Source organism: Mesorhizobium sp. LEGMi-168a, assembly GCF_058312955.1.
In genome coordinates, this window is record NZ_JBZEGV010000025.1 from 76239 (window position 1) to 94049 (window position 17811).

A 17811-nucleotide genomic window follows, 5' to 3' on the forward strand; every position below is an offset into this window, starting at 1 on the left:
TATCGATCAAGATGTCGGCCACGCATGATATGCTCTTCCGCACGCTTGCCGATCCGACGAGGCGCGCCATTTTTGAGCGTCTGTGCCGTCAAGGCGAGCAGACCGTCGGCGCGCTGACGGCTGAGGCCGGGGTCTCGCAGCCGGCCGTATCGAAGCATCTCGGCCTCCTCAAGGAAGCCGGGCTGGTGCGCGACCGCCATGAGGGACGCCAGACGCATTACAGCGCGCAGCTTGGCGCGTTGGCGCCGCTGATGGACTGGACGCGTCAGATGGCCGGGTTCTGGGAGAGCCGGTTCGACGACCTCGAGGATCTGCTCAAAAGGATGGACCAATGAATGAAATGCCGGCCGGAACGCGCTCCGTCGTCGTCGAGCGCGAGATTCCCTATTCGCCGGAAAAGATCTGGCGCGCGCTCACCCAACCGCATCTCATCGAGGAGTGGCTGATGAAGAACAGCTTCAAGCCGGTCGTGGACCATCGCTTCAGTCTGAACGCCGAATGGGGAGGTGTGGACTGCCAGGTGCGGACGGTCGAGCCCAACAGGACCCTGTCCTACAGCTGGGACACCAAGGACCTCGAGAGCGTGGTCACCTGGACGCTCACCCCGACGAGCACGGGCACGCATCTGCGCATGGAACAGGTCGGCTTCCGCTCCGATCAGGAGCCGTATTATCGCGGTGCCACGGTGGGCTGGAAGCGCAACTTCACGGCGCTGGAGCAGCTGCTTTCGCGGATCGATTGAAGTCCGCCGAAGCGTCGAAAGACAGACACGGTCCTGGTGGGTGGCAACCTGCAGGCGCGAGCAATGGAGACATGCGATGAAGATCAAGCTGACAAGCGTCTATGTCGACGACCAGGAGAAGGCCCTTGGCTTTTACACGGACGTGCTGGGCTTCACCAAGAAAGCCGATTTCACCAACGGGCCGTTTCGCTGGCTGACGGTCGCCTCGCCCGAGGACCCGGACGGGACCGAGCTACAGTTGGCGCTGAACGACAATCCGGCGGCCAGGACCTACCAGCAGGCCATCTTCAAGCAGGGCCAGCCGGCGCTCATGCTGTTCACCGACGACATCAAGGGCGACCACGAGCGCATCACCGCGAATGGCGGCAGCTTCGCCATGGCGCCGACCGCGGTGACCGGCTCGACGATCGCGCAGCTCAACGACACCTGCGGCAATCTCATCCAGATCACGCAGCTTGCGCGCTGGTAGCGCAGACGTTCATTCGTTCTTCAAAAGGAGGCAGCATTGGACTGGAGCAAGTGGATCAGGCAGTTGCATCGCTGGCTGTCGATCATCTTTACCGTGACCGTCATCGCCAACTTTGTCGCCATGGCATTGGGCGAGCCACCCGCCTGGGTGGTTTATTCGCCGCTGCTGCCGCTCTTTCTGCTGCTGTTCAGCGGCCTCTACATGTTTGTGCTGCCCTATGCCGCCAGATGGCGCGGCGAGCCGGCGCGCGGGCGCATAGGATCGGCCTGATGGCGAAGGCGAAATCGCCGAAGCCTGCCGTCGGGCCATCGGACGCGAAACCCGTCCTGCTTTCAGGCGACAACCCGCAGATCGCCAAGGGCTATGGCGACGCCCCCGTGCAGGCCTATATCGCGGCGATGCCGGGCTGGAAGAGCGAGGTCGGCCGCAGGCTCGACCGGCTTATCATGCAGGCCGTTCCGGAGACTGGGAAAGCCGTCAAATGGAACTCGCCGTTTTACGGGATGCAAGGCGAAGGCTGGTTTCTCGGCATCCACTGTTTCACCAGATACATCAAGGTAGCCTTCTTTCGCGGCCTGTCGCTCAAGCCGGTGCCGCCCGGCGAATCCAAGAGCAAGGACACGCGCTATCTCCACATCCATGAGAACGACCAGCTCGATGAAGCGCAATTCATCTCCTGGGTGAAACAGGCGAGCCAATTGCCTGGCGAACGAATGTAAGCGCATTATCGGTCAGGCACGGTTCGCCTGAAGAGGCGCCATGGCGATCCATTAACCAGCATCGGAGGAGCACAGACATGGAGAGAAGCGGCGTGCAGGAAAGCAAATCTCCTTCCGAGCTGATCGACGGCCGCATTGCGGAACTGGGCGATTGGCGAGGCGAGATGCTTGGCCGGCTGCGCGCCCTGATCAAGCAGGCCGATCCGGAAGTCAGCGAGGAATGGAAGTGGCGCGGCGTGCCGGTCTGGGAGGACACCGGAATGATCTGCACCGGCGAGACCTACAAGGCTGTCGTCAAGCTGACCTTCGCCAAGGGCGCGGCGCTGCCGGATCCCGCAGGCCTCTTCAACTCCAGCCTCGAGGGCAACACCAGGCGCGCCATCGATTTTCGCGAGGGCGAGGACATCGACGAGGAGGCGTTCAAGGCTCTCGTTCGCGCCGCGGTGGCCCTGAACAAATTCAAAGCCAAGCGCTGATCAACCGGGATTGCCTCCGGCCTGCCGCTCCAAGAGGATCGTCGGCGTGTCGTGATAGGTGGTGCGCAGGATCTCGCGATAGCCGTTCTTTTCCGCCACCTTGAGCGAAGCGCCATTGTCGGGATCGATGATACAGACGGTCCTGGCCCGCCCGAACACCGCGTCCCCCCAGGCGACGATGCGCCCGACGACTTCGCTCGCCAGCCCCTGGCCATGCGCGACCGAAGCCAGCGCCCAGCCGGCCTCCGGCACACCTTCGATCGACGGCTCGATCTCGCGCTTCAGATCATGGAAGCCGGCCTCGCCGATGAACCGGCCTGTCGCCTTGTCCTCGATCGCCCAGAACCCATAGCCAAGCAACGACCACAGCCCGGCATGACGCAGGAAGCGCATCCAGCTTTCCTCGCGGCTGCGCGGCTTGCCGCCGATGAAACGGGTGACCCCGGGGTCTGCCCACATCGCGACGTAGGTTTCGAAATCATCGAGCCGATGCGGCCGCAGGACGGTTCGCGCCGTCTCGAGGATCGGCACGCCGGCTTCCCTTGCAATGCTCATGGCATTTACCTCTGTTGAGGCGGCAGCGCTTAGCAAACCAGTGCGTTCGAACAAGGGCCAGGACGGCCCGAGGCATCTTCCAGAGGCAACAAAGGCCGGCAAACGTCGGGGACCGGCTTCAGCCGTGCCAGGCCATGTTCATGTAGACGCCGCCGCGCGCCAGTTCGTCGAGCATCTGGTCAAGCCGCTTCTGCCTCGTGTCGGGGCGTTTAGCGCGCGCGATCCAGCCGAGATAGTCGTTCTTCTGATAATCCGGCCGCGCGTCATAGGCGGCAGTCAATCCGCGCCCCACCAAGGCGGTCCGCACGTCGTCAGGCATCGGGTTGAGGGCACGCTTCAATCGGCTCATGATTCAAGCAATAGACTGCCGGCAATTGGCGTCAACGCTGCACATGGCTAGGCCGTGAACCCATAAATCAGCCGGGCGGACGACTTGCCGGCGTCCGCCATGCACCGAAAGCGACCAACGTTTGCAGCGCAGCAAAAGAAGCAATGGGCCACAAGCAGAAGTTAACTCAACGTGCTCGTAAGGGGCGCACATACTGCTCCGGCAGCCCCGCCTTCCGCAGGGCATCAATCAAGTGTTGCTGAGCTTCAGGGCGTGCGTAGTGCAGTACCTGGATCACATTCCGAAGCGATAAATCCGGTTTCATCAGCTTCACCTTGGCGATCACCTCACTTGCACCAGTTAAGTCGCCTAATTGCGCGCGCGCGGCGGCTAGGTACAAAGAGCCACTGGAGCGTTGTACAGGGACACTCTCGAGCGCTTCGACTGCGTCAGCATATCGAGCGAGGTCAAAGAGCGTCATGCCGCGAACCGCTGCAAACCAATCGGGCACGAAGGGACCCAAGCCTATGGCGGCATCGATTGTGGCCAACGCATCGGCCGGCCTGCCACTGGCGCGCTGCCAGTTCGCGTAGTCGCCCTTAATCTGTATATCGGCCGGATTGAGTGTCAGCGCCCTGTCAAAATGGAAGCGTGAACGGTCATGGTCGCCTGTCCAAAGGTAGTAGAGCGCTCTTGCCCAATGAGACGTGGCGTCGTTGGCATCTAGTTCCAGCGCTTGTTTCGAAGCGCTCTCAGCCTTGGCCATCTGATCGTCATCGAGCAGAATGACATTGCTCATGGTAAGAGCTATCGCCAGCCAGGCATGAGCAAGTGCAAAATGCGGATCGACGGCAATTGCGCGCTCAAGTAGGGGTACGGCTTCGGTATCACGCTGATGGTCACATAGATCGCGGCCTTGTAACAGACAGTCATAAGCCGACCAGCTAGTAGTTGGTTTTGCACGGGCTTTTGCTGCTTCTGCAGCGTACATACGGCCCTCCAGCATTGTTACGATTGCGGCCACAACAAGGTCCTGGATAGCGAAGATATCCTGCGCATCGCGATCGTAGCGGTCGGCCCAGACGTGATTGCCGGTTCTGGCATCGACCAATTGGGCTGTGATGCGTATTCGGTCGCCCAATTTGCGTAGACTACCCTCAACTACATAGGCAACGCCCAGTTCCCGCGCTACTTCGATATGACTTTTTCCTTTGTTGGCAAAATGAAACGACGCGTGGCGAGCTGCTACGGATAGGCCGCGAAAGCGGGCGAGTTCGGTAATGATATCCTCGGTGATCCCATCGGAAATGTACTGTTGCCCGGGGTCACCACTCATGTTGGTAAATGGCAGTACTGCTATGGACGGTTTGATTCGTTCTACCGCTGTTGGTCGCACCGATGTTCCTGAGGGAGCTCCCAGACGATAGACCCGGACCGGCTGGGCGATATTCTTGAGTTGCTGCTCACCCATGTCTTCAAACGAGAGATCAAGGCGACTTCCTACGTTGTCATGAACCATGCCGGTGACTGCAATGCCGCCCGCCGGGGCAAGTCCCTCGATCCGCGCAGCGACGTTCACGCCTTCACCGAAAACATCGCCATCCTCAGCAATCACATCCCCCAAGTTGACGCCAATGCGGAGTTGGATGGCTCGGTCCTCTGGCAGCTCTGCGTTCCGTGCTGCCATATCCTTCTGTAATGCAACTGCGCAGGCCACGGCCTTCACGACGCTGGGGAATTCCGCGAGAAAGCCATCCCCCATAGACTTAAACAGCCGACCTTGGTGCTCGGCGATTCTAGTTTCGATCACTTCGGCGCGGAGGTTCCGTACGACCGTCAGAGTGCCGTCCTCGTCCACGCCCATGAGGCGACTGTAACCGACTACATCGGCTGCAAGGATGGCAGCCAGACGGCGCTGAACGGAGTTCTCCACCACTCGATAGTGCCCTAGTTGGTCACCTGGGCTCCCTTGCAGAGCCTGGTTGATGACACGATAGCACTGCCGCGCCTGACCGCAACCAGTGGTCCCAGAGCGAAGTCAGGCTGCTACGCGTCATGTCTGCTAGGGGTCATTCGCGACCGGGTCGAGCCAGTGGCAAGTCCGGCCAAGTCCGCTATGCGCCGAAAGCGGAAGTAAATTCAAAGCATTAGCGGCAAGGCTATAAGTCTTGGCGGGTTGATGGGGGGAACTTGCCCGTCAGCAAGGCGCATGGGCGAACATTCCGCCGAAACGCAATCGCAAAGACCCGATTTGCTTCAGCTCGTATCTGTATCGCGCGCGCAACCTGATCGAACGGTTCTTCAACAAGATCAAGCAATGTCGGCGTGTTGCGACCCGATACGACAAACTCGCGGCCAACTACCCGGCCTTCGTCAAGCTCGCATCAATCCGCGTCTGGTTGCGTGCTAATGAGTCCGTGCCCTAGCTTGCGCATAATGGGATTTTTATTCCGCGATGCTACTCTGCAGCCGCTGGAAACTGATTCAACATTCGCGCTCTTCGACCAAAGGAAGATCCATGGGCACCACCGACCTTCTGCTGGCGATCGCCCATCACCTTCTGGTGTTTTCGCTGGCCGGCATCATCGGGGCCGAGTTCGTCCTGGTGCGCGGCGATTTGGGGGCGGCGACGCTGAAGCGCCTTGCCGGTATCGACCGCCACTACGGCATCATCGCCGCGCTGATCGTCATCATCGGCATCTGCCGGGTGTTCTTCGGGCTGAAAGGCTGGGAGTTCTATGTCTACAACTGGGTGTTCTGGGCGAAGATGGTGGCCTTCATCGTCGTCGGCCTGCTGTCGATCATCCCGACCATGCGCTTCGTCTCCTGGAGCAGGCAGGCGAGCGGCAATCCGTCTTTCTCGGTGCCGGCGGCCGAACTCGCCTCGGTGAAGAACTATGTCCGCGCCGAGGGCTTCATCTTCCTGCTCATCCCCGTCTTTGCCGCGGCAATGGCGCGCGGCTACGGCTACTAAATCTCAGCGGGAAACGCCTCCTTCAAGGGTGCGATCGGCACCAGCGGCGCCGGCACGCCGGTGGTCTTTTCCTTGGATTTGCAGATGTCGGCGATCACGCAGGCCGGGCAATCCGGCTTGCGCGCCTTGCAGACATAGCGGCCATGCAGGATCAGCCAGTGATGGGCGTGGCGCATGTATTCGGCCGGGATAACTTTTAAGAGCCCCTGCTCGACCTGCTCCGGCGTCTTGCCGGGTGCCAGCCCGATCCGGTTGCCGATGCGGAAGATATGCGTGTCGACCGCCATCGTGTGCTGGCCGAAGGCGACGTTGAGCACGACATTGGCGGTCTTGCGCCCGACGCCCGGCAGCTTGACCAGATCGTCGCGATCCTCCGGCACCTTGCCGGCATAGTCGTCGATCAGCGCCTTCGAGAGCGCAATCACGTTCTTGGCCTTGTTGCGCCACAGCCCGATGGTGCGGATATAGTCGCCGACCTTGGCCTCGCCGAGCGCCAGCATTTTTTGCGGCGTGTCGGCCGCCGAAAACAGCGCTTTCGTCGCCTTGTTGACGCCGGCATCGGTCGCCTGCGCCGACAGCACCACCGCGATCAGCAATGTGAAAGCGTTGATATAGTCGAGCTCGCCCTTCGGCTCCGGCCGCTGCACGGAAAAGCGCCGGAAAATCTCATGCACCTCGGCGGCAGTATAGAGCGAGCGCGGTCCGCGCTTCCGCGACGGCGCCTTCGCTTTCGCGCCGCCGCCCGAGGCAGAGGCTGATGGCTTTTTGACGGGTACGGAATTTTTGGACTTGGGAAGCGTCATTCGCTCCCTATAATATTCCCTCATGAGCGACACAAACGCCTCGTTCGAAGCCGACAAGCCGTTTTTCGAGGCTTTGCTGACGCCGCATCGTTCCCTCGGCCGCACAGGCTTTCTCATCCTGATGGGCGCCCTGCTGTTTGGCTGGGCAATCACCGGCGTGATCTTCCTGGCGCATGGCGCATGGCCGGTCTTCGGCTTCTTCGGGCTCGACGTGGTCGGCGTCTACATCGCCTTCCGCGTCAACTATCGCGCCGCGCGCGCCCGCGAGGAAATCTCCGTATCGCGCACCAGCCTCGACATCCGCAAGACGGCGCCGTCGGGCCGCTTCGAGGATCATCGCTTCAACCCGTTCTGGACCCGGTTTTCGATCGCCCGCCATGCCGAGATCGGCATCACCAGAATGGCCGTCGAAGCGCAAGGCAGGAGCGTCTCGATCGGCGGCTTCCTCAACCCGGATGACCGCGAAAGTTTTGCGACGGCCTTTTCGCGCGCGCTGGCGACCGCCAGGGCGCGCTGAGCATGATCCTGAAAAGTGGACACCGGTTTTCGGGCAAGATCATGCTCAAGACAAAAGAGGCGCCGTCAGAACCGATAGCGCAACAGCCTGCCGATCTTGCGCAGCGCCGGAATGTATTTCCAAAGGCGAACAAACAATTTCGCGCGCAGGCGCATGCGCGCGCCATGCTCCGGCTTGTAGGCCGGAACCTCCTCGACGAACCGCAGCCCCGGAACGGCTCGCTCCAGTTCGCGCGGGTCCTCGATCGCCCAGTGGACCTCGGCGCCTGTCGCCTTGACGGCCGGATTGAGGCGAACCAGCGCGAGGCCGAGACGGCTGTAGGCGTCGAACATCAATTCGCCGCCGGCGAGATGCGAAACAAGCCGTGAGAACAAGCGCGGCCCTTCGTCGGCCACGAGATAAGGCGTCAGACCTTCCGCCACCACGATCGCCGGACGGTCGCGCGGCACTTCAGCCAGCCAATCGGGCTCGGTCACCGACGAAGCGATGAGATGATAACGGTCCCTGGACGGATAAAGCTTGCGCCTGAGCGCGATGACTTCCGGGTAGTCGACATCGAACCAATCCACGCCTTGTGGCGGATCGACGCGAAAAAAGCGGGTGTCGAGCCCGCACCCCAGATGCAGCACGACGGCATCAGGGTTTCTGGCAAGAAAGTCCTGAACGGCGACATCCATCGTCTTGGCCCTGATGGCGAAGCCGATGCCGAGATTGTCGTCGACCTTGAGCCTGGAAAAATCATAATCGATCTTGCGCACCGCCGCGTCGGCGAAGTGGTCCTTGAGCAGCGAATGGGGCAGCCTGCTCTCCAGCGCCTTGCCGTAGAGCGTCATCAGCAAGGTCTCCCTCGCCCCGGTCAGACCTACCTTTTCGCCGGCCATGATTGTCCCCTTCCGTTGAAGCCAGCTCTATCTGGGTATGGGCGGCGGGAAGGCAAGTTTCGGGTGGTTGCAAAGCGCCGGAACACCGATATTCGCGGTCAAAGAGATATTGCCATGGGAGATATTGCCATGAACGCCCAGATGACCATGAATACCCGGATGAAACCGTCAGCGATCCTGCAGAACGACATCACCCCCGAAGGCAGCGACTACGAAGTCGTTCGCCGCGCCATCGAGAAGATCAGCCTCGACTATCGCGACCAACCCTCGCTGGAGGTTCTGGCCGAGGCAGTCGGCGAAACCCCGACCGGACTGCAGAAGCTCTTTACCCGCTGGGCCGGCCTGTCGCCGAAAGCTTTCCTGCAGGCGGTGACCCTCGATCATGCGCGCAGGCTGCTCGATTCCGGCATGCCGCTGCTCGAAACCTCGTTCGAGCTCGGCATGTCAGGCCCCGGCCGGCTGCACGACCTCTTCGTCACCCACGAGGCGATGTCGCCCGGCGACTACAAGACCCGCGGCGCCGGCCTCACCATCCGCTACGGCTACCACATCTCGCCCTTCGGCATCGCCCTGATCATGGTCACCGACCGCGGTCTGGCGGGCCTCGCCTTCTGCGATGCCGGCGGCGAGCGGGCCGCCTTCGCCGACATGTCCGGCCGCTGGCCGAACGCTTCCTATGTCGAGGATATGTCGGCCACCCAGCCCTATGCCGCGCGCGTCTTCGACCCGACGCTCTGGCGCGCCGACCAGCCGCTGCGCGTGGTTATGATCGGCACCGATTTCCAGCTGCGTGTCTGGGAGGCGCTGCTGCGCATCCCGATGGGCAAGGCCTGCACCTATTCCTCGATCGCGGCAAGCATCGGCGCGCCGAACGCAAGCCGGGCGGTCGGTGCGGCGGTCGGCGCCAATCCGATGTCCTTCGTGGTTCCTTGCCACCGTGCGCTGGGCAAGTCCGGTGCCCTCACCGGCTATCACTGGGGCCTGACGCGCAAGCGCGCCATTCTCGGCTGGGAAGCGGGACAAGTGGCTTCCTGAAACCTCGACTTTCCGCGCGCCGTTGCAAAAAGCGCGCATTACAATATAAACAAGTATAACTGAAACAAATCCATCCAAATATCTGGAAAATACAACCGGCGACAACCTCTGGTTTCGCCGGTTGTATTATAAGTTGCTTGGCGTTGTTATTTAAGTTAACGCTAAATTAACCATAATGAATGGATGATGCCCCTATGTTGAGCCGGCCATTCGGCTCGAAAGAGGGGTCTCGATGAAGTTCCTGCGCGCCGCAATGGCCGCAAGCCTGCTGGCCGCCTGCGCGGGTCAGACGGCATCGGCCGCCACCGGAAACGTCCTCTTCAACGGCACCATCACCGCCACCTGCACGCTGACCGTCAACTCGAACGGCACCATGACCGTCAGCAGCAATTTGCAATCGCTGAGCTCCCACAATGCGGGCGGCTCGGCCGGCAGCGTCCAGGTCGACACCACGGGCGGCGTTTCGCTGAGCGTCGACCCGGTGACCACCACCACCGTGCCGGCAAGCGACGTTACGGCCACCACCTGGACACCGACCTTCGCCACCACCGGCGCGCAGACGATTGTCGAAACAGGCACCGCGACGGCGCTCACCGTGCCCGGCACATCGACGGCCGCGATCAATCTCACCGGCACCAAGGGCGGCACCAACCGTTTCTCGGCCGGCGGCTATCAGGCAACGGTGACGGTGCGCTGCGAATAGTTTTCTCGCCAAAGGAGCGGTCGTTGACAAGGGTTCGGATCATCATGGCGGCACTGGCAGCAAGCCTTGCTCCCCTTGCGGCGACGGCACAGTCGATGACGCCCATGCGCGGCGAGGTGAGATCCTTCACCGACGCCTTCGCCGTCCGGGTCTTTCCCGGCAATCCGTATGACCAGCGAATCCGGGTCGAGGTCCATGTCTACGACCAGGATTTTCAGCCCGTCGATGCCCAGATCACGCCGAGGGCCTTCCTGCTTGCCGGCCAGGCATCGCGGCCGGTCCTGGTGGTCGTGCCGTTCGACGGCGCGACCGAGCGTAAGGTGCGTATCTGTACCGAGAGTATCCCCTTTCCAGGCGAGCAGACGCAGATAAGGGCGCAGATATGCGGAAAGTTCTTCGGGCATCGCAGGTTCTGACCCTCTCCCTGCTGCCCGCCTTGGTGGTCGTCAGTCAGGGGTTTGCCGAGGATATCCTGAACCTGAACCAGAACCAGACCGGCTTCACCTTGCCCGGCGTCACCTTGCCCCAGGGCCAGGACGAGGTCCATGCCAGCGACGGCACGACCTGCCGTTCGGCCGTTTCAGGCAGCGGCGCCTATCTGGATGTCGGCGTGATACGGGGCAACAACAGCAGCCAGTCGAACAGCGATGTCGCCACATACGGCCGCGTGGTGATCCCGATCGGGCGGACGCCCAAGCGCCTCGACTGCAGCCGCCTCTACGAGCTCGAGGTCGAGCGTCTGCAGATGGAATTGCGGCTCCTGAAGATGGGGCTGGCCGCGGACGGCCCGACGGGAAGCGTGGCCGCCGCCGCTCCCTCGGGCGCATCACCCGCATGGGCCAACGAAGGCTGGAGCATCAGAGGCGGAACCGCCGGTGGCAGGAAAAAGAAGAAGAACTAGCCACGCGCTGCTTGTCGCAGCCGCGCTCGCCGGTTTCGGCCTGCCCGCGCAGGCCGCGATCGTCGGCACTTGCACGATCGTGATCGGCAGCTCGGGGACGATGAAGGCGAACCCGGCGATCGACATATTCGGTTCCAGGCAGGCGGGCGGATCGAGCGCAACCGCCACCATCACGGCGAGCTCGCTTCTGTGCACGATCCTCAACCTGCTCGACTGCTATTCCGTCTCGGCGCCGGCGCCGATCGCCTTCACCTCCGCGCCGAGCGGCGGCGACACTAACGTTACCTTTGATACGGTCTTCCGACTCGACGGCTCGGGGCTCGATATTCCAGGCAGTTCGCCGCAGCGTGTGCCTAACGGCACCCACTCCATCCAGGTAGACCTCACGGCGACAAAATCGTCCGGCATCTTCCCGGCGGGCAATTATCAGGGCACGGTCACGGTGCGCTGCGAATGAAGCTGTGGGCCAAGCCACACGCGCAACCGGCATGATCTGGCAACCGGCGGTCTTTGCGGCTAGCCTCCCGCGCAATCAATTGCGTAAAAGCAAGGACTTGGAGCACACCGGCCCTCGATCGAAGGCTGAACCGTTCCGTCAGGAGGCGTTTCTTGATCATCATCGTCGGCTCGATCAACCTCGACCTGATCGCCAATGTCGACCGCTTGCCGGAGCCCGGCGAAACGGTCCGCGGCTCCGGCTTCGCCACCGCTCCCGGCGGCAAGGGCGCCAACCAGGCGCTGGCCGCCGCCCGCGCCGGCGCCGAGGTGCGCATGGTGGGCGCCGTCGGCAAGGACAGCTTTGCCGCCGAGGCGCTGGCGCTGCTGAAGGCCGGCAACGTCGATCTTTCCGGTGTCGGCGAAAGCTTCGCCTCCACCGGCACGGCGCTGATCCTGGTCGGCGCCGACGGCGAAAATGTCATCGCCGTCGTTCCGGGCGCCAATGATTCGGTGCTGCCCGGCGATGTCGCCAAGGCCCATCTGAAGAAGGGCGACGTTGTGCTGCTGCAGCACGAAATCCCGCTGCAGACGGTCGATGCCACGCTCGACGCCGCGCGCGCGGCAGGCGCCGTCAGCGTGCTCAACACCGCGCCTTTTCGCGCCGAAGCGGCCGGCTTCCTGGGCAAGGCGGACTTTGCCGTCGCCAACGAGACCGAGTTCGACCTCTATGGCGAGGCGCTGGCACTGTCGGGCCGCGACCGGCAGGCGCGGATGCGCGACTATGCCCAAAAGACCGGCCGCGCCATCGTCGTCACGCTTGGCGGCGACGGCGTGCTGGCCGCCACGCCTGACCATGTCCTCACCGTTTCGGCGCTGAAGATCACCCCGGTCGACACCGTCGGCGCCGGCGACACCTTTTGCGGCTATTTCGGCGCCGGCCTGTCGTCCGGCCTCTCGCTCGAACAGGCCCTCACGCGCGCCGCGGCGGCCGGCTCGCTCGCCTGCCTGAAGCCGGGCGCCCAACCGGCGATCCCGCTGGCGAAGGATGTCGACGCCGCCTTGGCAGCGCGGTGACGGCAATGCGCCCCTCGACGAAACATGCCGTGCCGCCGGCCGGCGACATCTGCCGCCTGCCCGCCGTGGAACTCATCGGCAAGATCAGGCAACGACAGCTCTCGGTGCGCGAAATCGTCGGCGCATTCCTCGATCGCATCGAGGCCGTGAACCCGCTGGTCAATGCCATCGTGTCGCTGCGCGAGCGCGCCGACATCCTCGCCGAGGCCGACCGGGCCGACGCCCATCTGGCAGAGGGCGGCGAGGCTGGATCGCTGTTCGGCCTGCCGATCGCCATCAAGGACCTGGCTTTGACCAAGGGCCTGAGGACAACCTTCGGCTCGCCGATCTTCGCCGATTTCGTCCCGCAAGAGGACGACTTCTTCGTCGAGCGCATCCGCAAGGCCGGCGCCATCATCATCGGCAAGACCAATGTTCCCGAATTCGGGCTGGGCTCAAACACCTACAATCCGGTCTTCGGACCGACGCTCAACGCCTTCGATCCGGCGCTCACCGCCGGGGGTTCGAGCGGCGGCGCGGCGGTGGCGCTGGCGCTCGACATGGTGCCGGTGGCCGACGGCAGCGATTTCGGCGGCTCGCTGCGCAACCCCGCGGCCTACAATAACGTCTATGGCTTCCGTCCGTCGCAGGGGCTTGTGCCGGCTGGCCCCGACATCGATGTCTTCCATTCCCAGATGGGCGTCGAAGGGCCGATGGGCCGAAACGTGCGCGACATCGCGCTGCTGCTCGACGAGCAGGCCGGCTACCATCCGCATGCGCCGCTGTCGCATCACAAGCAAGGCTCGTTTCTCGAAAGCTTGCGAACCAAAGCCATCGGCGGCCGCATCGCCTGGCTCGGCGATCTCGGCGGCCATCTGCCGATGGAGCCGAGGATCCTCGACCTTTGCGAAGGCGCGCTGGCCCGCTTCGCCGAGGCATCGTTCCATACCGAGGCGCTGGTGCCGGACGTCGATTTCGAAGCGCTGTGGCAGGCTTTCGTGACGCTGCGCCAGGCGAGCAGCGGCTGCGGGCTGAAGGCGCACTATGACGATCCGGAAAAACGCGGGCTGCTGAAGCCGGAAGCGATCTGGGAAGTCGAGCAGGCGATCCGCCTCACCGCGCCGCAAATCCACGCCGCCACCGTCCGGCGCTCCTCATGGCACCGCACGCTGCTCTCGCTGTTCGAGCGTTTCGATCTCATCGTCCTGCCGACGGCGCAGGTTTTCCCCTTCGACGTCACCACTCACTGGCCGCGCGAGGTAGCGGGGCGAGCCATGGACAGCTATCACCGCTGGATGCAGGTCTCCGCCTTTGCCACGCTGGGCGGTTGCCCGGCGCTCAACGTGCCTGTCGGCTTCGACGGCAAGGGCCGGCCGATGGGCATGCAACTGATCGGCCGGCCGCGCGGCGACCTCGCCGTGCTCAAGGCAGGCGCCGCCTATGAGGCGATGCTGCCCTGGCCGGCGGGCGCAAGCTGAGCCAGTCAAACGGCAACCGGAGTCGGCTTGGCGAAATCTCCGACCTCGCCATCGGCGATGCCGAGCCACACGTCGCGATCGATGATCAGCGTCGCCGTGTTGCGGCCCGTTCCGCAGACGATTTCTTCGAGCCCGAGCACGGCGCGGTCGATGAGCACACGGGCGCTTCCGATCGGCAGAGGCACGATGCCTCCCCGCTCCATGTCCAGCTCGTTGCGCACGCGCTGCGCGTCCGCCAGCCAGAGGTCGGCCCTGCGCAGCCCGAGCGCGTCGGCGATCTTCTTGTAATCCGCGCGATCGGCAGCCCTGAGCGCGACGATCGCGAAGCCACCGGGTCTCGCGAAAGTCAGGCCCTTGACCATTTTTGCCGGATCCAGCGACAGGATGGTCTTGCCATCTTCGAGGGAGATGAGCGGCGCGTGCGTCTCGACCGCGTAGCGCGCGCCGCGTTCGTCCAGGAACCGCTTGACCAAGGGGCTCATGCGTCGGCCATCTCCGCAGCTTGCATCGCGGCCGCCTTCTCGGCCCAGCGGAACCGCGCCGTGAAGTGGCGCAGGATCGGCGGCTCGTAGACGAAGTCAAGGCCGCGGATCGTCCTCGCCCGCTTCGCCACCGCGATCAGCGCATCGGCGATATAGTCCATATGGTCGTTGGTATAGACCCGGCGCGGGATGGTGAGCCGCAGGAGCTCGAGCGGCGATTTCTCCTGCCTCCCGGTCGCCGGATCACGGCCAAGCATCAGCGAGCCGATCTCGACGGCGCGCACGCCGGCTTCCAGATAGAGCTCGCAGGCCAGCGCATGGGCTGGAAAGCGGTCGGCGGGAACATGCGGCAGCATCGCCGCGCCGTCCACGAACACGGCATGGCCGCCGGTCGGATGCTGGATCGGCACGCCGGCCTGCCGCAGCCTCTCGCCGAGATAGGCGACCTGGCCGATGCGGTAAGCGAGATAGTCGGTCTCGACCGCTTCCTCGAGGCCGATGGCGATCGCCTCCATGTCGCGGCCGGCAAGCCCGCCATAGGTGATGAACCCTTCCATCGGCACGCAGCGCACCTGCACCGCCCGGAACAGATCGGCATCCTGGCGGAAGGCGCAGAAGCCGCCGATATTGACCAGCCCGTCCTTCTTGGCCGAAAGCGTCAGCACGTCGCCATAGCACCCCATCTCGCGCACGATGTCGCGGATCGACCGATCGGCGTAGCCGTTCTCGCGCTGCTGGATGAACCATGCGTTTTCGGCAAACCGCGTGGCGTCGATCACCAACGGGATGCCATGGCCGCGCGCCAGCTCGGAGGCGGCCCGCAGATTGGCCATCGATACCGGCTGGCCGCCGGCGCTGTTGCAGGTCACTGTCGCGACGATGCCGGCGACATTGGCGGCGCCATGCGTCTCGATCGCCGCGGCCAGCGCGCCCAGATCGAAATTGCCCTTCCAGTCGTCATAGCGAGCCGTGTCGTTGGCGGCGGTCGTCAGCACATTGATGGCCTTGGCGCCGGCAAGCTCGACATGCGCCTTGGTCGTGTCGAAGTGGTAGTTGGACAAGAAAACCGGCGCCTTGGAGCCGCGGCGCTTCACCAACTCGGGGAAGACGATCTGCTCCGCGCCTCGTCCCTGATGGGTCGGGATCGTGTAAGGGTAGCCGAACAGCCGTTCGACCGTTTCGGAGAGACGATAGAAATTGCGGCTGCCCGCATAGGCTTCGTCGCCAAGGAGCAGCCCCGCCCACTGGCGGTCGCTCATCGCGCCGGTACCGCTGTCGGTCAGAAGGTCGATATAGACATCTTCGCTTCTGAGCAGGAACGGGTTGAGCCCCGCCTCGGCGAGCGCCGCCTCGCGGAAGGCGCGGTCGGTCATGCGGATCGGCTCGACCATCTTGATGCGGAAGGGTTCGGGGATGCGCTTGTTCATGGCATGCTCCATCGTTGCGGCCTGAAGCGCCGCGTTCGTTGCAGGGATTGACTGGATCAGGTCAGGCGGCGAAGGCCGCGCGATAGGCTCCGGGAGGCACGCCGACGCGCGCCTTGAAGATACGGGTCAGATGCGCCTGGTCGCTGAAGCCGGTGGCCATCGCCGCCGACAGCGGATCGAGGCCGCTCCGCAGCATGGCCTTGGCCGCGTCGACACGCCGGTTGATCAGGAAGGCGTGCGGCGACATTCCGGTCCTGCGATGAAAGGCGCGGATCAGCCGCTGCCGCGATAGCCGCGCCTCGATCGCCAGATCGTCCAGCGTCAGCCGCTCGGCGAAGCGCTCCGAGAGAAGCTCGACAATGCGGGCAACCGGCCCGCGCTCGCTGCCGGCAAGCGGGAAACGCACTCCGGCATGCACCGACAGGCAGTAGACATAGGCGGCGAGCAGCTTCTCCTCGGCCTCCATGGGCGAGCATTTCTCCTCCCACACACGGTGCGCTGCGACGAACACGGCAGCACCGCGCGGATCATGCACGATCGGCTCGCGGAATGTCGGCGTTCCGGTCCGGTCGAACGAGGTGTTTTCCGAGGCGATCTCGCGCAACAGCGCAGCCGACGGATAGCTGACGCGGTAGCTGAAACCGTCATTGGCCGGCGCGCCGTCATGCACCTCTAAAGGGTTGTACAGCGTGAGATCGCCGGCGCGAACCGCATGATTGCGTCCGCGAATGAAGATGGTGCCGGTGCCGTGCCACAACGTGCCGACAACGAAGGTATCGTGCGCATGCGGCTGATAGCGGTGGCGCGTGAAGGTGGCGGAGAGGCATTCGACACCGCCCACCGGCGCGGTGAAATAGCTCGCCCTCTCTTCCTTGCCCAATGCGCTCATGGTCTTCTCCCTGCGCTGCATGGTTTAGATCTAGCATTCCGCAAGCCATCGGTATTGTACAAACATATCACCAGCCGAATTCGCCGAAGAACACCCTGTCCAGACGGTGAAAGCCAGCGTGGCATTATTTTTCGTTGGCTTCCGTCCAAACCAGTGCATTCTAGTGATGCCTTGCAGAGGAGCATGGGAAGAACCATGTCGCTGGAGCTCTATGCGGCCTATGCCGTCGCCTGCGTCGTGATCATGCTGGTGCCAGGACCAACGGTCACGCTGATCATCGCCAACAGTATGCGCCACGGCTCGCGCGCCGGGCTTGCCAATGTCGCCGGCACCCAGGCCGGGCTTGCCATCATGATCGCCATCGTCGGCATCGGCCTCAACACGCTGATCGCCGGCATGGGCCACTGGTTCGAATGGGTGCGGCTGATCGGCGCCGCCTATCTGATCTGGATGGGCGTGCAGATGTTCCGCGCCAAAGGCAGGCTGAACCCTGATGGGTCGGCCGGGAAGCCGCGTGGCGGCTTCTTCCTGCAGGGTTTCCTCGTGGCGATCTCCAACCCGAAGACGCTTGTCTTCTTCGGCGCCTTCTTCCCGCAGTTCATCGCGCCGCAGGGCAATTACACGCTGCAGATCGTGGTCATGGGCCTCACCGCGATGGTCTTCGCCGCCATATCGGATTCCACCTACGCACTTGCGGCCGGGCGCGCCGGACGACTGCTGTCGGCGAGCCGCGTCAAGCTGATGTCCAGGATCAGCGGCAGCTTCCTGGTCGGCGGCGGCCTTTGGTTGGCGTTCTCGAAGGCGAAGTGAGTGGCAGCCTTTCCTTCTCCCCTTGTGGGAGAAGGTGGATCGGCGCGATAGCGCCGAGACGGATGAGGGGTGTTCCAGCGGAGTGAGACGCTGGCGTTCCCGGGCACCCCCCGCAACCGACCGCGCGTCGC

The 17811-nt window shown here is 63.5% G+C and carries 24 protein-coding genes and 1 pseudogene; 17 read left to right on the forward strand and 8 right to left on the reverse strand.

Annotated features, from left to right (window positions below; translation table 11 throughout):
- Positions 1 to 11 precede the first annotated feature (11 nt).
- The 6 genes from AC4FWB_RS26280 (at position 12) to AC4FWB_RS26305 (ending at position 2406) form a co-directional block, all read left to right on the forward strand.
- Positions 12 to 335, forward strand: coding sequence for an ArsR/SmtB family transcription factor (locus AC4FWB_RS26280; RefSeq protein WP_059186558.1), 324 nt, complete (start codon positions 12 to 14; stop codon positions 333 to 335).
- A complete protein-coding gene (locus AC4FWB_RS26285; protein WP_491029151.1) occupies positions 332 to 742 on the forward strand; it encodes an SRPBCC family protein in 411 nt (136 codons plus the stop codon). Before AC4FWB_RS26280 ends, AC4FWB_RS26285 begins: the two co-directional genes overlap by 4 nt.
- Positions 743 to 818: 76 nt before the next feature.
- Positions 819 to 1211 (forward strand): VOC family protein, encoded by a 393-nt coding sequence (locus AC4FWB_RS26290; RefSeq protein ID WP_491029152.1) that lies wholly within the window; start codon positions 819 to 821, stop codon positions 1209 to 1211.
- Positions 1212 to 1247: 36 nt separating this feature from the next.
- A complete protein-coding gene (locus AC4FWB_RS26295) occupies positions 1248 to 1481 on the forward strand; it encodes a hypothetical protein (RefSeq protein WP_491029153.1) in 234 nt (77 codons plus the stop codon).
- Complete coding sequence (locus tag AC4FWB_RS26300) at positions 1481 to 1930, forward strand: DUF1801 domain-containing protein (RefSeq protein WP_491029154.1); 450 nt, start codon at positions 1481 to 1483, stop codon at positions 1928 to 1930. The genes AC4FWB_RS26295 and AC4FWB_RS26300 overlap by 1 nt, the downstream gene beginning before the upstream one ends.
- A 77-nt stretch (positions 1931 to 2007) precedes the next feature.
- Positions 2008 to 2406 (forward strand): DUF1801 domain-containing protein, encoded by a 399-nt coding sequence (locus AC4FWB_RS26305; protein WP_491029155.1) that lies wholly within the window; start codon positions 2008 to 2010, stop codon positions 2404 to 2406.
- On the opposite strand, the gene AC4FWB_RS26310 is transcribed toward AC4FWB_RS26305, so the two are convergent.
- From AC4FWB_RS26310 to AC4FWB_RS26320, 3 genes are all read right to left on the reverse strand, one after another.
- Positions 2407 to 2961, reverse strand: coding sequence for a GNAT family N-acetyltransferase (locus tag AC4FWB_RS26310; protein WP_491029156.1), 555 nt, complete (start codon positions 2959 to 2961; stop codon positions 2407 to 2409).
- 118 nt (positions 2962 to 3079) lie between these two features.
- Positions 3080 to 3310 (reverse strand): YdeI/OmpD-associated family protein, encoded by a 231-nt coding sequence (locus tag AC4FWB_RS26315; RefSeq protein ID WP_491029157.1) that lies wholly within the window; start codon positions 3308 to 3310, stop codon positions 3080 to 3082.
- 166 nt (positions 3311 to 3476) lie between these two features.
- Positions 3477 to 5225, reverse strand: a complete 1749-nt coding sequence (locus AC4FWB_RS26320) for an adenylate/guanylate cyclase domain-containing protein (RefSeq protein ID WP_491029158.1) — start codon at positions 5223 to 5225, stop codon at positions 3477 to 3479.
- 253 nt (positions 5226 to 5478) lie between these two features.
- Here AC4FWB_RS26320 and AC4FWB_RS26325 point away from each other — a divergent pair.
- Positions 5479 to 5715, forward strand: a pseudogene (locus AC4FWB_RS26325) (IS5/IS1182 family transposase); the annotation flags it as partial.
- Between the two features lie 92 nt (positions 5716 to 5807).
- A complete protein-coding gene (locus AC4FWB_RS26330; protein WP_491029159.1) occupies positions 5808 to 6263 on the forward strand; it encodes a DUF2214 family protein in 456 nt (151 codons plus the stop codon).
- Here AC4FWB_RS26330 and nth read toward each other — a convergent pair.
- The gene (gene nth / locus AC4FWB_RS26335; RefSeq protein ID WP_491029160.1) at positions 6260 to 7066 is read right to left on the reverse strand and encodes an endonuclease III; all 807 of its coding nucleotides are present in this window, start codon (positions 7064 to 7066) and stop codon (positions 6260 to 6262) included. The two genes, AC4FWB_RS26330 and nth, sit on opposite strands and share 4 nt — an antisense overlap.
- A 22-nt stretch (positions 7067 to 7088) precedes the next feature.
- On the opposite strand from nth, the gene AC4FWB_RS26340 reads away from it, so the two are divergent.
- Positions 7089 to 7583: a DUF2244 domain-containing protein gene (locus tag AC4FWB_RS26340; RefSeq protein WP_491029161.1), complete on the forward strand. Its 495-nt coding sequence runs from the start codon at positions 7089 to 7091 to the stop codon at positions 7581 to 7583.
- A gap of 65 nt (positions 7584 to 7648) precedes the next feature.
- Here AC4FWB_RS26340 and AC4FWB_RS26345 read toward each other — a convergent pair whose 3' ends face one another.
- The gene (locus AC4FWB_RS26345; RefSeq protein WP_491029162.1) at positions 7649 to 8464 is read right to left on the reverse strand and encodes a class I SAM-dependent methyltransferase; all 816 of its coding nucleotides are present in this window, start codon (positions 8462 to 8464) and stop codon (positions 7649 to 7651) included.
- A 129-nt stretch (positions 8465 to 8593) separates the two neighbouring features.
- Here AC4FWB_RS26345 and AC4FWB_RS26350 point away from each other — a divergent pair, with 129 nt between their 5' ends.
- The 7 genes from AC4FWB_RS26350 to AC4FWB_RS26380 all read left to right on the forward strand — a co-directional run bounded on the left by AC4FWB_RS26350 (position 8594) and on the right by AC4FWB_RS26380 (position 14072).
- Positions 8594 to 9499: a methylated-DNA--[protein]-cysteine S-methyltransferase gene (locus AC4FWB_RS26350; RefSeq protein WP_059186547.1), complete on the forward strand. Its 906-nt coding sequence runs from the start codon at positions 8594 to 8596 to the stop codon at positions 9497 to 9499.
- Between the two features lie 232 nt (positions 9500 to 9731).
- Positions 9732 to 10202, forward strand: coding sequence for a hypothetical protein (locus AC4FWB_RS26355; RefSeq protein WP_491029163.1), 471 nt, complete (start codon positions 9732 to 9734; stop codon positions 10200 to 10202).
- A 44-nt stretch (positions 10203 to 10246) separates the two neighbouring features.
- Entirely contained in the window at positions 10247 to 10618 is a 372-nt protein-coding gene (locus tag AC4FWB_RS26360) for a PDZ domain-containing protein (protein WP_491029172.1), read from the forward strand.
- Positions 10585 to 11103, forward strand: a complete 519-nt coding sequence (locus AC4FWB_RS26365; RefSeq protein WP_491029164.1) for a hypothetical protein — start codon at positions 10585 to 10587, stop codon at positions 11101 to 11103. The genes AC4FWB_RS26360 and AC4FWB_RS26365 overlap by 34 nt, the downstream gene beginning before the upstream one ends.
- Positions 11078 to 11560 carry a hypothetical protein gene (locus AC4FWB_RS26370; protein ID WP_491029165.1) on the forward strand — a complete coding sequence of 161 codons (483 nt, stop codon included), beginning with the start codon at positions 11078 to 11080 and terminating at the stop codon, positions 11558 to 11560. Before AC4FWB_RS26365 ends, AC4FWB_RS26370 begins: the two co-directional genes overlap by 26 nt.
- Before the next feature lie 152 nt (positions 11561 to 11712).
- A complete protein-coding gene (locus AC4FWB_RS26375) occupies positions 11713 to 12615 on the forward strand; it encodes a ribokinase (protein WP_491029166.1) in 903 nt (300 codons plus the stop codon).
- A gap of 5 nt (positions 12616 to 12620) precedes the next feature.
- The gene (locus AC4FWB_RS26380) at positions 12621 to 14072 is read left to right on the forward strand and encodes an amidase (protein WP_491029167.1); all 1452 of its coding nucleotides are present in this window, start codon (positions 12621 to 12623) and stop codon (positions 14070 to 14072) included.
- Positions 14073 to 14077: 5 nt separating this feature from the next.
- On the opposite strand, the gene AC4FWB_RS26385 is transcribed toward AC4FWB_RS26380, so the two are convergent.
- The 3 genes from AC4FWB_RS26385 to AC4FWB_RS26395 form a co-directional block, all read right to left on the reverse strand.
- Positions 14078 to 14554: an aminoacyl-tRNA deacylase gene (locus tag AC4FWB_RS26385; protein ID WP_491029168.1), complete on the reverse strand. Its 477-nt coding sequence runs from the start codon at positions 14552 to 14554 to the stop codon at positions 14078 to 14080.
- The gene (locus tag AC4FWB_RS26390; RefSeq protein WP_491029169.1) at positions 14551 to 15981 is read right to left on the reverse strand and encodes a tryptophanase; all 1431 of its coding nucleotides are present in this window, start codon (positions 15979 to 15981) and stop codon (positions 14551 to 14553) included. Before AC4FWB_RS26390 ends, AC4FWB_RS26385 begins: the two co-directional genes overlap by 4 nt.
- Before the next feature lie 61 nt (positions 15982 to 16042).
- Positions 16043 to 16870 (reverse strand): AraC family ligand binding domain-containing protein, encoded by an 828-nt coding sequence (locus AC4FWB_RS26395; protein ID WP_491029170.1) that lies wholly within the window; start codon positions 16868 to 16870, stop codon positions 16043 to 16045.
- A 195-nt stretch (positions 16871 to 17065) separates the two neighbouring features.
- On the opposite strand from AC4FWB_RS26395, the gene AC4FWB_RS26400 reads away from it, so the two are divergent.
- Positions 17066 to 17680 (forward strand): LysE family translocator, encoded by a 615-nt coding sequence (locus AC4FWB_RS26400; RefSeq protein ID WP_491029173.1) that lies wholly within the window; start codon positions 17066 to 17068, stop codon positions 17678 to 17680.
- The last annotated feature ends 131 nt before the right edge of the window (positions 17681 to 17811 follow it).